Genomic DNA, 12,614 nt, shown 5'->3' with positions numbered 1-12,614 from the left:
CAGAATCACTGTAAATAAAGTTTAGCTTATAAAATATATATTTTAATTTACTAACTTAAATCTAAGTATTAACTTCTAGAGTTTAAAATGAAAGGACTAACAACTTATCCATTTATTTTTGTCTTTAGTTTATTATTTTCTAATCTACTTAATGCTTGCACTAATATCCAAATCAAAGCGCTTGATCAATCACTGATTGTTGGCAGGACTTTAGAATTTGGCCCCGATTTACAATCAAGAATTATGAATTCACCACCTCATAAACAGTTTAAAACGAGCCGTGAGGACGGTACACCTACTATGAGTTGGACAGCGCAATATGGCTATTTATTTGCTGACTTTTTTCTAACAGGACAAGCTTTAGATGGCATGAATGAAAAAGGGCTTTCATTTGGCTACCTTTACTTACCAGGCTATACAAAATATCCCACGGTAGAGGCCAATTATAATAATAAGGCAATTCCCTATACCTTTCTAGGAGACTGGATTTTAGGTAACTTTAGCTCAATTGATGAAGTAAGAGCAGGCCATGCGAACAATTTATGTTTTTGCAACACCAATTAAAATGGCAGGTAAATCAGCAGTGCTCCCAGCTCACGCTATTGTCACTGAAAAAACAGGTAAAAGCTTAGTAATAGAATTTATTAATGGCCAAGTTAAGACTTATCATAACCCGCTTGGTATATTAACGAATTCGCCAACTTTTGGCTGGCAAATTACCAATTTACAGAATTACGCTAATCTTTCACCTTATGCTTCTAAAGTTATTAAGCATGATGGTATTGTTTATTCAGGTACAGGACAAGGCTCAGGCTTAGTCGGTTTACCAGGTGATCCTTCCCCACCTTCCCGCTTTGTTAAAGTAGCGATGTTACAACAAACAGCGATGCCCGTTCGTGATGCCTTAAATGCTGTTATATTAGGCGAACATATTTTAAATAATGTCGATATTCCTTTTGGTTTTATTAGAGGAGAAAAAGGAACGCCTGATACAGAAGATAATCTAGATAAAACGCAATGGACTGTTTTTAAAGATTTAACTCATGGGATTTTTTATTTTAAATCCTATATGAATCCTACTTTACAAAAAATTGATTTGAAAAAGATAGATTGGTCCCTACAAGCTAAACAACTTGTGATACCTATATCAGGTACTGCAATCATTCCAGATGCATTAGCTACATTAAAATAATATTTAAATAGCAAGCTACTTTAATTTACATTCAATATCTTGCTATTAGAGGTTTTAAGCGATCCTTATCCAAAATTCGCGTTTAAGTAAAAATTTCTTGTAAAAAATTAGTCATTGCTTGTAAAGCGCGCTTCTCGGCGACAGGATTATAAACTATACCTAATTTTTCATCATTAGCTTCTGGGTTGGAAAAAGAATGTTTTGTATTGCCATAGACATGAACTTGCCAATCTACATTAGCAGCATTCATTTCGTGGCAAAATTGTCTAACTTGATCAGGTTTAACCATGGGATCATCAAAACCATGTAAAACCAAAACCTTAGCTTGAATATTTTGATTTTCTAAATCAGCTGGCTTACCTAGTAAGCCATGAAAGCTAACTACACCTTTAAGCTCAGCGCCACTACGAGCTAAATCAAGTACACATAAGCCGCCAAAACAAAAGCCTATTGCTGCCACTTTAGTACTATCTACTTCAGGCATACCTATTAGGGCATCAAATGCAGCCCGAATGCGAGCCCGCAGCATCCCCCTATCCCCCGCCAAAGGTTGCATAAGCGCCATTTTCTCGTCAGCAGTTTCACCAATCCGAGCATGACCATACATGTCTAATGCAAACCCAACATATCCCATTTTCGCTAACATTTTAGCCTTCTGACAGCTAAAATCATTACGGCCACTCCAGTCATGCGCGACTAAAACGGCAGGCCTTGGTTGCGAATTACGATCGTCATAAGCAAGAAAACCATACAATTCCTGCTCACCATCATGATAAAGATAATTTGATGTGTGCATATTAATCCTTTTAAGCTTAATTTAAATCTTAGCTGATCTAATTATATATCTTTATTAAAAGTTATAGTAATAGAACTTTTCCAAACTGTCAGTGATACAGTAAAAGTAGACAAAAAACAGCTGAAAAAGTACTGTGTTATGACGAGCATAAGCAGTTTGAGGTAAGTTCCAATCAATCCTATCAATATACCTTTGATTAACTATATGAACAATAAATCTTTATCATAATCCCTAGATTGCTTAGTATTTTGAATAATAAGAAGTATTTAAACTGTAAAATAAAATAATAGACTTCTTTGGAAACTCGCTACAGAGAGAGCGGTGCGAGAAGACACGGAGCGAAGAACCGGAGTGTACATATAAGTACATGAGGATTAGAGCACCGTATCGACGAAGCAATGCGCATCTGTAGTAGAGTTTCCAAAGAAGTCTAATTTTACTGTTGGTTATTATTGAATTTCTTGACTATTCTTAGTAATAAATAAAGTAGTGAGAATAATGCTATGCTAGCTAATGCATTGGCCGAACTAAGAAATTTTTTTCATGCCCAGTTATGCTATCAGCTATTTATTACCCCCCTTCCGCTGCCGGTTGAAAAGGAATATAGAGAATTTGCACAAAAGGCTTGTGATTTCTTAGTTAATCAACGAACTAGCTTCTTAGTAGCTAATTCACCCAGGCATCATGTAATCCATCGCTTTGCTCAAGAGAGCAATGAAAACGCAAAGAAAGTTCTTATTACTCATGGTTGGATGTCACGGGCAGCTTACATGGCGCGCTTAATTCATGCGCTACATAAGCAAGGTTATGATGTATATGCTTTAGATTTTCCAGCACATGGAGAAGCTAAAGGGTTACAATTGACTTGGATCGATGCAGTTAATACCTTAAAAACCGTAATTAATCATTTAGGGCCCTTTTATGGTGCCATAGGTCACTCTTTTGGTGGCTCTATGCTTTTAAATACCCTAAATCTAGCTTGCCAATTACCTGAATGGGAACTTGAATCTATACCCGAACGTGCAGTACTTATTTCATCGCCAACTAATATGCGAACACCTGTAAGCAAACATGCAAGACGTTTTAAATTAAATGGTAAAGGTTATTTACGGCTACGAGAAGTGATTCGACAAAACTCTAAAACAAATATTACCCATCTTAACTTTCGTAACTTTATCAATCGAGGTACAACACCTATTTTATGTATCCATGGCACAGAAGATATTTCTATTCCACCACGAGAGTCCATTGAATTTTGTCGTCATTATCCTCATGCATCACTTGCTTTGCTTGCTAAACTTGATCATATTAACGTATTAATTGATGAACGTGTTGAGCAAATGGTTATGAATTTCTTACTTTAATCAAGTGTTTGCCTAAACCGTTTAAAACCTATTAACATCACAACAAAAGTAAATGCTAAAATAGGTATTACTTCATACCAAACATCAAAAAATGAATTTCCTTTCAGTAAGATGCCACGCACAATCACTAAAAAGTGGGTAAGCGGTAACATACTGCCAACCCCTTGAGCCCAATCAGGCATGCCTCTAAATGGAAACATAAAACCTGATAATAAAATCGAAGGTAAAAAGAAAAACATAGCGCTTTGTACAGCTTGTAATTGATTGGAAGCTAACGTAGAGAAAGTTAACCCCATTACTAAATTAGCGGCAATAAATGGCAGACATAAAAATAGCAATAAAATAATACTACCTTGCATAGGCACATCAAATAAAAACCTAGCAAAGGTTAAAATAAGTAAGGTTTGAGCATAACCTACGATTATATAAGGAATGATTTTACCAACCATGATTTCAAGTGGCCTTAAAGGCGTAGCGAGTAGATTTTCCATAGTACCGCGCTCATATTCTCGCGTAATCACTAATGCAGTTACAACAACCATTGTCATGGTTAATACCACACCTAAGAGCCCAGGAACGATATTGTAAGCAGAAATAGCTAAAGGATTATAAAGGGTATGAACTATCGGTGTATAAGGTAGCGGCTGAGCATTTAACCGCTTAAGGGGCCCTACTAATTCTTCTTTTAAAATTAAAGATGGAAGTTCGGTAAAAACAGCAACGGCACGACTTGTTGCAGCAGGATCGCTAGCATCTGCTTCTAATAAAAGAGATGGGCTTAAACCTCTGACAAGATTATCAGTAAAGTCAGGCGGAAAATTAACTACAAATTGCACTTCTCCTCTCTTTAATAATTGATGTGCTTCTTCTTCGCTGACAGCAGGGCTTATAAATTTAAAATAAGTTGAAATTTCCATACTCGTTAAAATTCGGCGAGTAAAGTTAGTCTCATCATCATTAACAATAGCAGTAGGTAAATAACGCGGATTATTGTTAATAGCATACCCAAATATTATTAATTGCATTAATGGAATCCCGAGAATCATAGCAAAAGTAGCTTTATCTCGACGCATTTCGATAAATTCTTTACTAATGATAGCCATTAACCGCTGCAACCCTGCAATCACTTTAAATCCCCTTGAGATTTCGTTACTAAGCTAATAAATGCATCTTCCAATGTTGATGTAATTTGTTGCCAGTGTATATTTTGTGTTTGTGCTAATTCTCTTAAACTTTGCTCAATAATTTCTTTGTCATAACCACTAATGTGTATTTGACTACCGAATAAGGCTGCTTGAACCACGCCCGGCAATGTTTTAGCCTTTTGTAATAATGTGGTAGTAACTTGTCCGGTTATTTCCCAAGTTAAGAGCTTAGTAGCAGCAATAACTTCATTAACAGTACCTGTAATCAATAATTCACCATAAGCCAAATAAGCTAGCCGAGTACAGCGTTCGGCTTCATCCATATAATGAGTAGATACGAGCGTTGTAACCCCCTGTTCACTAAGCAAATGAATTTTATCCCAAAATTCTCTTCTTGCGATGGGATCAACTCCTGCTGTCGGCTCATCTAAGAGTAATAATTCTGGCGTATGTAAAAGACAAGCAGCAAGCGCTACTCGCTGTTTCCAACCACCTGATAAGGAACCTGTTAATTGTTTACGCCGACTACTTAAACCTAATTCCTCTATTGTTTGCTCAACTCGCTGTTTACGGTTATTCATACCATAGACGCGCGCGACGAAATAAAGATTCTCTTCAATACTTAAATCAGTATAAAAACTAAATTTTTGAGTCATGTAGCCAACATGTTGCTTAATCTCTTTAGATTCCCTAATAATATCGTAACCTAAACAAGTTCCCCGGCCCGCATCCGGCGTTAATAAGCCACAAAGCATACGAATGGTTGTTGTTTTTCCACTACCATTGGGTCCTAAAAACCCAAAAACTTCGCCTTTTTTTACATGTAAATCAACACCATTAACAACAACGCGATTATCAAAACTTTTATGTAAATCATAGACATCAATAATTATGTCTTTAGTCATGGTAGGTAAACAGTCACAGGTTGGCCAGGTTTATATTGATTAAACGTTATCATATTAGCCATAATTCGAAATACCAATTTAGCATCATTTTCACGGCTATAAACTAAAGGAGGTAAATACTCAGCCTCTGGAGAAATGTAATTGATCATTGCTTGACTAGGTTGACAACCAGCACAAGTAAAATTTACCTTTTGTCCTATCTTAAGCGCGCCTAATTGTTCTACTGGTATAAAAAATTCTATATGGACGTTTTCTGGCGTTAGCAAGGAGAGAACTGGCTGCTGACTACCTACAAATTCACCTTCACGAAAATAAGTGTCATATATAATTCCAGCGGCTGGTGCAAACAGTTTTTTCTGCCCAAGTTGCCAAGTTGCTTCTTTAAGTTTTACTTGCAAAGCTTGTATCTGTGCTTCCTGAGCCCGAATTTGTTCAATACGACTCCCCTGTTTTGCTAAATTTAGATTTGCTTGATATTGCGCTTTATTTTTGACTAACTCTTGATAGCGAGAAACAATTTCATCATAAATATCTTTCGCTACCACACGACGTTCATACAGTTGTTGATAACGCTTTAGACGAGCTTGAGCTAATTCTATTTGAGCATCCACTTGTTCTATTTGTGCCTCAATCGCTGCAATTTCTTCTGTTCGTCTAGGATTTTGTAAATCCTTAAGGACATGTTCAGCCTGAATGATTTCTGCCTGATATTGCCTGATAGCTAATGCCTGTGGATCAGGATCTAGTTCAAATAAAAATTGACCTTTTTTAACTAATTGACCCCGCTGTACAGCTAATTTTATGAGAATGCCTGAATTAGGCGAGGCTAAATAAATATTCTCACCTTCAACATAACCTTGATATGCTTCTTGCTTAGGTCGACTGCAGCTTAGCAAAGTTAAAATAAATAGCATTATCAAAGTGGATTTTAAGGTCATGAGCAAATAAAAATTTATTCTATTAATAATTATAATGACGGTAATTAATGTTTTCAGCAAATCTTAAGATACAAATTCTGAATAAGAAGCGACTAAAATCAAGAAAAGTCAAAATAATCAAAAGCAAGAGAAACAGAATGCGCCAAACTAGTAGAGCTAATTTAAGTATTTTTACATTATTTTTAATAAAAATATCTTAGATAAAGCGTAAGTTTTAAGTGATCTTTATTCAGAGACATAGTGAATAAACGTTGAATAAATAGAACGTGCTAGCTAAAGTAGTTATTACATCGTTTTTTAATAATAGGGTAAGTAATGGATTTTGATTTAATCGTATTAGGCGGCGGCAGCGGTGGAATTGCTAGTGCTGTTCGAGCAGCAAAATATGGCGCTAAAGTTGCCGTTGTTGAAAAATCTCATCTAGGCGGTACATGTGTTAATTTAGGTTGTGTACCTAAAAAAATCATGTTTAATGCTTCTTTGCTAGCCGAACATTTACATAAAGCCCCAGATTATGGCTTTAAACCTGTTGATGTAAACCTTGATTGGTCTACTTTAGTTAACAAACGTGAAGCTTATATTGCAAGATTACGTGAAATTTATTCTAGTCGTTTTAATCAATATAATATAACCCATTTACACGGCGAAGGATTCTTTGTTGATAAGCAAACTATTTCAGTAGCTGATAAACAATATAAAGCACCTCACATCATTATTGCTACTGGTGGGGAACCAACCATACCTAATGACTTAGAAGGCAATGAACACCTTATCACCTCAGATGGCTTCTTTCATTTAACAAAAAAACCAAAAAGCGTTGCCATTATTGGTAGTGGTTATATTGGTGTAGAGCTTGCCGGTGTTTTGCATGGGCTAGGCGTTAAAACCCATTTATTAATTCGCGGTAATCGGCCTCTTAGTCGCTTTGACAGTATGTTAGGTGATACTCTTCTGGAAATTATGAAACTACAAGGCTTAGAGGTACATTTAAATCACTGTGCAAAAGCCATTACCTTACAATCTAATGGTACAAAAAATATTCTTTGCACTAAAGGCTCACTCATCTCTAATATTGATGTTGTTATTGCAGCCGTTGGTCGTACCCCAAGAATCTTTAATTTAAATTTAGATAAAGTAGGCGTTTTACTAGATCAACAAGGCTTAATTGCGGTCGATAAGTATCAAAATACTAATATCCCCGGAATTTATGCCCTTGGTGATGTTATAAATGAGCCTGCATTAACCCCTGTGGCAATTGCTGCTGGTCGCAGGCTTTGTGATCGGTTATTTGGTGGCCAAAAGGAAGCTCATTTAGATTATGAAAATATTTGTTCCGTTGTTTTTACTCATCCACCTATTGGCAGTGTGGGTTATAGCGAAAGCGAGGCCATTATTAAATTTGGAGCTGAAAAACTTAAGATTTATAAAACTCGCTTTAATCCAATGTTTGATGCTTTAAGCGATCAAAAATTACCTACTGCAATGAAACTTATTACTTTAGGTCCGGATGAAAAAATTATTGGTTTACATGTGATTGGTTATGGCGCTGACGAAATGTTGCAAGGCTTCGGTGTAGCTGTCAAAATGGGTGCTTGTAAACGCGATTTTGATAACACTGTTGCTATACATCCTACTAGCGCAGAAGAGTTTGTAACCTTAATTTGAGTTTAGTATGATCCGTCCATTTGAAAATAAAACCCCCTCCATTGGCAAAGGTGTCTATATTGATCCAGCTGCCACAATCATTGGTGATGTACGGCTTGCTAATGATGTTTCAATATGGCCTATGGCAGTTCTTCGTGGCGATGTAAATAGCATCTATATCGATGAAGGCACTAATATTCAAGATGCGGCAATCTTACATGTAACTCATGACGGCCCTTTCACGCCGGGTGGCCGGCCTTTAATTCTTGGTAAGGGAATTACAGTAGGTCATCGGGCAGTCCTTCATGCTTGTACAATTGAAAGCTATTGTCTTATAGGGATGGGCGCTTTATTACTTGATGATGTTCATGTAGAAGAGAAAGTAATTATCGGTGCGGGCGCTCTTGTTTCACCTGGAAAACACTTACAAAGTGGTTATTTATATTTAGGCAGTCCGGCAAAACCTATTAGAGAATTAAGTAAAACAGAATTAGATCAGCTTGAATATTCAGCTGAGCACTATATTCGTCTGAAAGATAAATACTTAGCCCAAAATAAGCCGCCTAATTTACCTGGAGCGCCTCATCAATATAAGGGTGATTAAATTTAAAGCCAGCCTCTAATAAACGCTTAGGCAACACGCGTTGCCCTCGAAGCAGTAGATAGTCACCCATTTCGCCAAACAAAAGTTTAACAATAGGCGCAGGCATTTTCAACATTAAAGGTCGATGCATTGATTTAGCGAGGGCTTGAGCAAACTCTTTTTGTGTTATGGGGTTTGGTGAAGTAACATTAAATGTGCCTTTTAAATTAGAGTGGTCAAAAAGAAATAAGAAAGCGGCAATAACATCATTAATATGTACCCAAGACATTATTTGCTGGCCTTCACCGATTACACTTCCTAAACCTAATTTAAAACTAAACTCAAGTTTTTTTAATATCCCTTCCCCTCTTTTTAAAACAACACCAAAACGAGTAATAACTGATTCCAATCCATAATCAAGCGCCGGTTGTAAAGCTTGCTCCCACTTTATACCTATTTCACTTAAAAAATCTTTTGGATGTTGTCTATCGATTACCGTATCTTCATCAAACCCAGTCTCATCATGATGAGCTTCTGCACCATAAATACCAACTGCATTGGCAACAAAAAAACGAGGCTTAGCTTGAGTATTAATAATCCAATTTATTAAATCAGTCGTTGTATCGACACGCGAGCTAATAATTTCTTGCTTAACTTTAGGAGACCAGCGCGAAGCAGCAATATTGTAACCAGATAAATTAATAACAGAATCATATGATTGCGCTGAATGCTCTGGTAAATCTGCCCAAGTTAAATGAGGTAGATCAGGAAAAGTTGCCTTAAGTTTAGCTTGATTCCGACCTAAGACAGTAATGGTGTACTTATGTTTTAGGGCATTAATTAGTTCACGCCCTATAAATCCCGTTCCACCGGCAATTAAAATATTCATTGTTATCCATAGCAATTCATGTTTTCTATGTTAAGCACAATAAAATATTTAACTTACTTTGGGAAGAGGAATTAAACGAGCTTTGTATTAAGTAAATCTTTATATTGAGGCCAGTCGGGCATAAACTTCGTCATTAACATATGAAAACGCTTGTTATGGCTTGGCTCAAGCAAATGCACCATTTCATGAACTAAAACATATTCTAAGCAAATCAGTGGCTTTTGTATTAAATGTAAATTAATCCAAATTCGTTTTGCTAAAGTATTGCAAGATCCCCAGCGGGTTTTCATCATCTTAACCCCATATTCTAATACTTTAACCCCAATAATAGGTTCCCATTTTTGAATTAATTTTGGTAAGAGAACTAGCATTTGCTCTCGATACCAACTATGCAAAATAGTCCGCTTTACAGTAGTATTATTATCATTGGTAATAAAACAATGCATATCCTCATCATTGAGAACAATACCTTTTTGTTTTTGACTTTTCTTAAGATGTAATGGATAGCGTTTACCCAGAAAGAAATGCTCTTCACCTTCTCGCAGATGCATATTAATAATAGTTTCTTGGCTCTTTAAACGTTCCTGATTAGAAGTAATCCAGCCAGATTTATCTTTAACAAATCGGGAAATACTTACAAGGGATGAGCGTTTAGGAGCACTAATTTTAATATTACCTTGAGATGTAATACGAAGATTAATGTATTTAACTGGCTTTCTGGTAAGCTCGACTTTAAAACCTTCTATTTCAACAATCATAAAACTAACGTCATACAGTATTAATATAGAGAGACCATATATACTTGATAAAAAAGTAAGCGTCAAATAATCTGTAGAATTTAAAATGAAATATGAAAAGCCAAGAGAAATTGGCTTAAATGATTTATAGAAAAAATATGACTTTAGCAGTTATAGAAAAAGCGGCTTAAAGCCGCTTTCAAGTATAAAGCCCTGGCGATGACCTACTTTCACATGGGGAAACCCCACACTATCATTGGCGCTGGTCTGTTTCACTACTGAGTTCGAGATGGAGTCAGGTGGTTCCAAACCGCTATGGTCGCCAGGAAAACCGGTAAGGCTGATTAACAGCCTGGTAAAGATTAACGAGTCACAAGCATTTATGTGTGACCTAAGCCGTCAGTTGCTTGTTTACAGCACTTCAGGTTATATGGTCAAGACAATCAGCCAATTAGTACAAGTTAGCTTCATACGTTACCGTACTTCCACACCTTGCCTATCAACGTCGTCGTCTTCAACGGGCTTCATGGGAAAACTCATCTTGAGGGAGGCTTCCCGCTTAGATGCTTTCAGCGGTTATCCCGTCCGAACTTAGCTACCCGGCAATGCAACTGGCGTCACAACCGGTACACCAGAGGTTCGTCCACTCCGGTCCTCTCGTACTAGGAGCAGCTCCTCTCAATTTTCCTACGCCCACGGCAGATAGGGACCGAACTGTCTCACGACGTTCTAAACCCAGCTCGCGTACCACTTTAAATGGCGAACAGCCATACCCTTGGGACCTGCTTCAGCCCCAGGATGTGATGAGCCGACATCGAGGTGCCAAACACCGCCGTCGATATGAACTCTTGGGCGGTATCAGCCTGTTATCCCCGGAGTACCTTTTATCCGTTGAGCGATGGCCCTTCCATTCAGAACCACCGGATCACTAAGACCTACTTTCGTACCTGCTCGAGCCGTCGCTCTCGCAGTCAAGCACCCTTTTGCCTTTACACTCTTGGTACGATGTCCGACCGTACCGAGGGTACCTTTGTGCTCCTCCGTTACTCTTTGGGAGGAGACCGCCCCAGTCAAACTACCCATCATGCACTGTCCTTGACGAGGATTCACTCGCCTAAGTTAGAACCTCAATGATAACAGGGTGGTATTTCAAGGTTGGCTCCATGTGAACTAGCGTCCACACTTCTTAGCCTCCCACCTATCCTACACAGTCATCATCAAAGTCCAGTGCAAAACTATAGTAAAGGTTCACGGGGTCTTTCCGTCTAGCCGCGGGTACACTGCATCTTCACAGCGATTTCAATTTCACTGAGTCTCGGGTGGAGACAGTGTGGCCATCGTTACGCCATTCGTGCAGGTCGGAACTTACCCGACAAGGAATTTCGCTACCTTAGGACCGTTATAGTTACGGCCGCCGTTTACCGGGGCTTCGATCAAGAGCTTCTTCCCAAAGGAATAACCCCATCAATTAACCTTCCGGCACCGGGCAGGCGTCACACCCTATACGTCTTCTTACGAATTTGCAGAGTGCTGTGTTTTTAATAAACAGTCGCAGCCACCTGGTCTCTGCGACCCTCAACTGCTTCGTCATGCGTAATGACTCACAATCAAGGGCGTACCTTCTCCCGAAGTTACGGTACCATTTTGCCTAGTTCCTTCACCCGAGTTCTCTCATGCGCCTTAGTATGCTCTACTTGTCCACCTGTGTCGGTTTGCGGTACGGTTTTCTATAAGTTATGGCTAGCAGCTTTTCCTGGAAGCATGGCGTCAATGACTTCTCTGCACCTCGAAAGGTCAGAACCCCATCGCACCTTAGCGTCATGTGTGTCCGGATTTACCTAAACACACCGCCTACATGCATGGACCGGGACAACCAACGCCCGGCTCACCTAGCCTTCTTCGTCCCCACATCACCACTTATAAAAAGTTAAGGACTATTAACCTTATTCCCATCGACTACGCTTTTCAGCCTCGCCTTAGGGGCCGACTCACCCTGCTCCGATTAACGTCGTGCAGGAAACCTTAGACTTCCGGCGAGAAGGGTTTTCACCTTCTTTATCGTTACTCATGTCAGCATTCGCACTTCTGATACCTCCAGCACACTTCTCAATGCACCTTCATCAGCCTACAGAACGCTCCCCTACCACGTGCACTTTAGTGCACATCCGCAGCTTCGGTGGATGATTTAGCCCCGTTACATCTTCCGCGCAGGCCGACTCGACCAGTGAGCTATTACGCTTTCTTTAAAGGGTGGCTGCTTCTAAGCCAACCTCCTGGCTGTCTGTGACTTCCCACATCGTTTCCCACTTAATCATCACTTGGGGACCTTAGCTGGCGGTCTGGGTTGTTGCCCTCTTCACAACGGACGTTAGCACCCGCTGTGTGTCTCCCGTGATTCAATTAGCCTGTATTCGGAGTTTG

Annotated in this window: 11 protein-coding genes and 2 rRNA genes (1 of these 13 running past the window's edge); 5 read left to right on the top strand and 8 right to left on the bottom strand. The window is 38.8% G+C overall.

Annotated features, from left to right (window positions below):
• The first annotated feature begins 87 nt into the window (after positions 1–87).
• Complete coding sequence (locus DYH30_RS18530) at positions 88–564, top strand: linear amide C-N hydrolase (RefSeq protein ID WP_115330092.1); 477 nt, start codon at positions 88–90, stop codon at positions 562–564.
• Positions 530–1,192, top strand: a complete 663-nt coding sequence (locus DYH30_RS18525) for a linear amide C-N hydrolase (RefSeq protein WP_115330091.1) — start codon at positions 530–532, stop codon at positions 1,190–1,192. Before DYH30_RS18530 ends, DYH30_RS18525 begins: the two co-directional genes overlap by 35 nt.
• 82 nt (positions 1,193–1,274) lie before the next feature.
• On the opposite strand, the gene DYH30_RS02230 is transcribed toward DYH30_RS18525, so the two are convergent.
• Positions 1,275–1,988, bottom strand: coding sequence for a dienelactone hydrolase family protein (locus DYH30_RS02230; protein WP_115330090.1), 714 nt, complete (start codon positions 1,986–1,988; stop codon positions 1,275–1,277).
• A gap of 503 nt (positions 1,989–2,491) precedes the next feature.
• Here DYH30_RS02230 and DYH30_RS02225 point away from each other — a divergent pair.
• Positions 2,492–3,352: an alpha/beta hydrolase gene (locus DYH30_RS02225; RefSeq protein ID WP_115330089.1), complete on the top strand. Its 861-nt coding sequence runs from the start codon at positions 2,492–2,494 to the stop codon at positions 3,350–3,352.
• On the opposite strand, the gene DYH30_RS02220 is transcribed toward DYH30_RS02225, so the two are convergent.
• The 3 genes from DYH30_RS02220 to DYH30_RS02210 are packed head-to-tail and all read right to left on the bottom strand — an operon-like array spanning position 3,349 to position 6,316.
• Positions 3,349–4,479 carry an ABC transporter permease gene (locus tag DYH30_RS02220; protein ID WP_242604720.1) on the bottom strand — a complete coding sequence of 377 codons (1,131 nt, stop codon included), beginning with the start codon at positions 4,477–4,479 and terminating at the stop codon, positions 3,349–3,351. The genes DYH30_RS02225 and DYH30_RS02220 overlap by 4 nt on opposite strands.
• A complete protein-coding gene (locus DYH30_RS02215; protein ID WP_115330088.1) occupies positions 4,476–5,402 on the bottom strand; it encodes an ABC transporter ATP-binding protein in 927 nt (308 codons plus the stop codon). The genes DYH30_RS02220 and DYH30_RS02215 overlap by 4 nt, the downstream gene beginning before the upstream one ends.
• A complete protein-coding gene (locus DYH30_RS02210) occupies positions 5,399–6,316 on the bottom strand; it encodes an HlyD family secretion protein (protein WP_160116138.1) in 918 nt (305 codons plus the stop codon). Before DYH30_RS02210 ends, DYH30_RS02215 begins: the two co-directional genes overlap by 4 nt.
• Positions 6,317–6,655: 339 nt before the next feature.
• Between DYH30_RS02210 and gorA the strand changes: the two genes are divergently transcribed.
• Together gorA and DYH30_RS02200 are read left to right on the top strand one after the other, a co-directional pair.
• Positions 6,656–8,005 carry a glutathione-disulfide reductase gene (gorA, locus tag DYH30_RS02205; RefSeq protein WP_115330086.1) on the top strand — a complete coding sequence of 450 codons (1,350 nt, stop codon included), beginning with the start codon at positions 6,656–6,658 and terminating at the stop codon, positions 8,003–8,005.
• Positions 8,006–8,012: 7 nt separating this feature from the next.
• Complete coding sequence (locus DYH30_RS02200) at positions 8,013–8,588, top strand: gamma carbonic anhydrase family protein (RefSeq protein WP_115330085.1); 576 nt, start codon at positions 8,013–8,015, stop codon at positions 8,586–8,588.
• Here DYH30_RS02200 and DYH30_RS02195 read toward each other — a convergent pair.
• The 4 genes from DYH30_RS02195 to DYH30_RS02180 all read right to left on the bottom strand — a co-directional run.
• The gene (locus DYH30_RS02195; protein ID WP_115330084.1) at positions 8,548–9,456 is read right to left on the bottom strand and encodes a TIGR01777 family oxidoreductase; all 909 of its coding nucleotides are present in this window, start codon (positions 9,454–9,456) and stop codon (positions 8,548–8,550) included. The genes DYH30_RS02200 and DYH30_RS02195 overlap by 41 nt on opposite strands.
• 71 nt (positions 9,457–9,527) lie before the next feature.
• Positions 9,528–10,214: a M48 family metallopeptidase gene (locus DYH30_RS02190; RefSeq protein ID WP_115330083.1), complete on the bottom strand. Its 687-nt coding sequence runs from the start codon at positions 10,212–10,214 to the stop codon at positions 9,528–9,530.
• Between the two features lie 190 nt (positions 10,215–10,404).
• Positions 10,405–10,520: ribosomal RNA gene (rrf, locus tag DYH30_RS02185) — 5S ribosomal RNA — on the bottom strand.
• A 103-nt stretch (positions 10,521–10,623) separates the two neighbouring features.
• A 23S ribosomal RNA gene (locus DYH30_RS02180) occupies positions 10,624–12,614 on the bottom strand; it runs 912 nt beyond the window's last position.

The sequence above is a fragment of the Legionella busanensis genome, assembly GCF_900461525.1.
Lineage (GTDB): Bacteria > Pseudomonadota > Gammaproteobacteria > Legionellales > Legionellaceae > Legionella_C > Legionella_C busanensis.
Note: the sequence above shows the minus strand (reverse complement) of the source record. Positions and strands in the feature narration are given on the sequence as shown.

Coding starts and splice junctions, on each gene's coding strand:
- DYH30_RS18530 (WP_115330092.1), top strand. CDS start 88: ATGAAAGGACTAACAACTTATCCATTTATTTTTGTCTTTAGTTTATTA.
- DYH30_RS18525 (WP_115330091.1), top strand. CDS start 530: ATGCGAACAATTTATGTTTTTGCAACACCAATTAAAATGGCAGGTAAA.
- DYH30_RS02230 (WP_115330090.1), bottom strand. CDS start 1,988: ATGCACACATCAAATTATCTTTATCATGATGGTGAGCAGGAATTGTAT.
- DYH30_RS02225 (WP_115330089.1), top strand. CDS start 2,492: ATGCTAGCTAATGCATTGGCCGAACTAAGAAATTTTTTTCATGCCCAG.
- DYH30_RS02215 (WP_115330088.1), bottom strand. CDS start 5,402: ATGACTAAAGACATAATTATTGATGTCTATGATTTACATAAAAGTTTT.
- DYH30_RS02210 (WP_160116138.1), bottom strand. CDS start 6,316: ATGCTATTTATTTTAACTTTGCTAAGCTGCAGTCGACCTAAGCAAGAA.
- gorA (WP_115330086.1), top strand. CDS start 6,656: ATGGATTTTGATTTAATCGTATTAGGCGGCGGCAGCGGTGGAATTGCT.
- DYH30_RS02200 (WP_115330085.1), top strand. CDS start 8,013: ATGATCCGTCCATTTGAAAATAAAACCCCCTCCATTGGCAAAGGTGTC.
- DYH30_RS02195 (WP_115330084.1), bottom strand. CDS start 9,456: ATGAATATTTTAATTGCCGGTGGAACGGGATTTATAGGGCGTGAACTA.
- DYH30_RS02190 (WP_115330083.1), bottom strand. CDS start 10,214: ATGATTGTTGAAATAGAAGGTTTTAAAGTCGAGCTTACCAGAAAGCCA.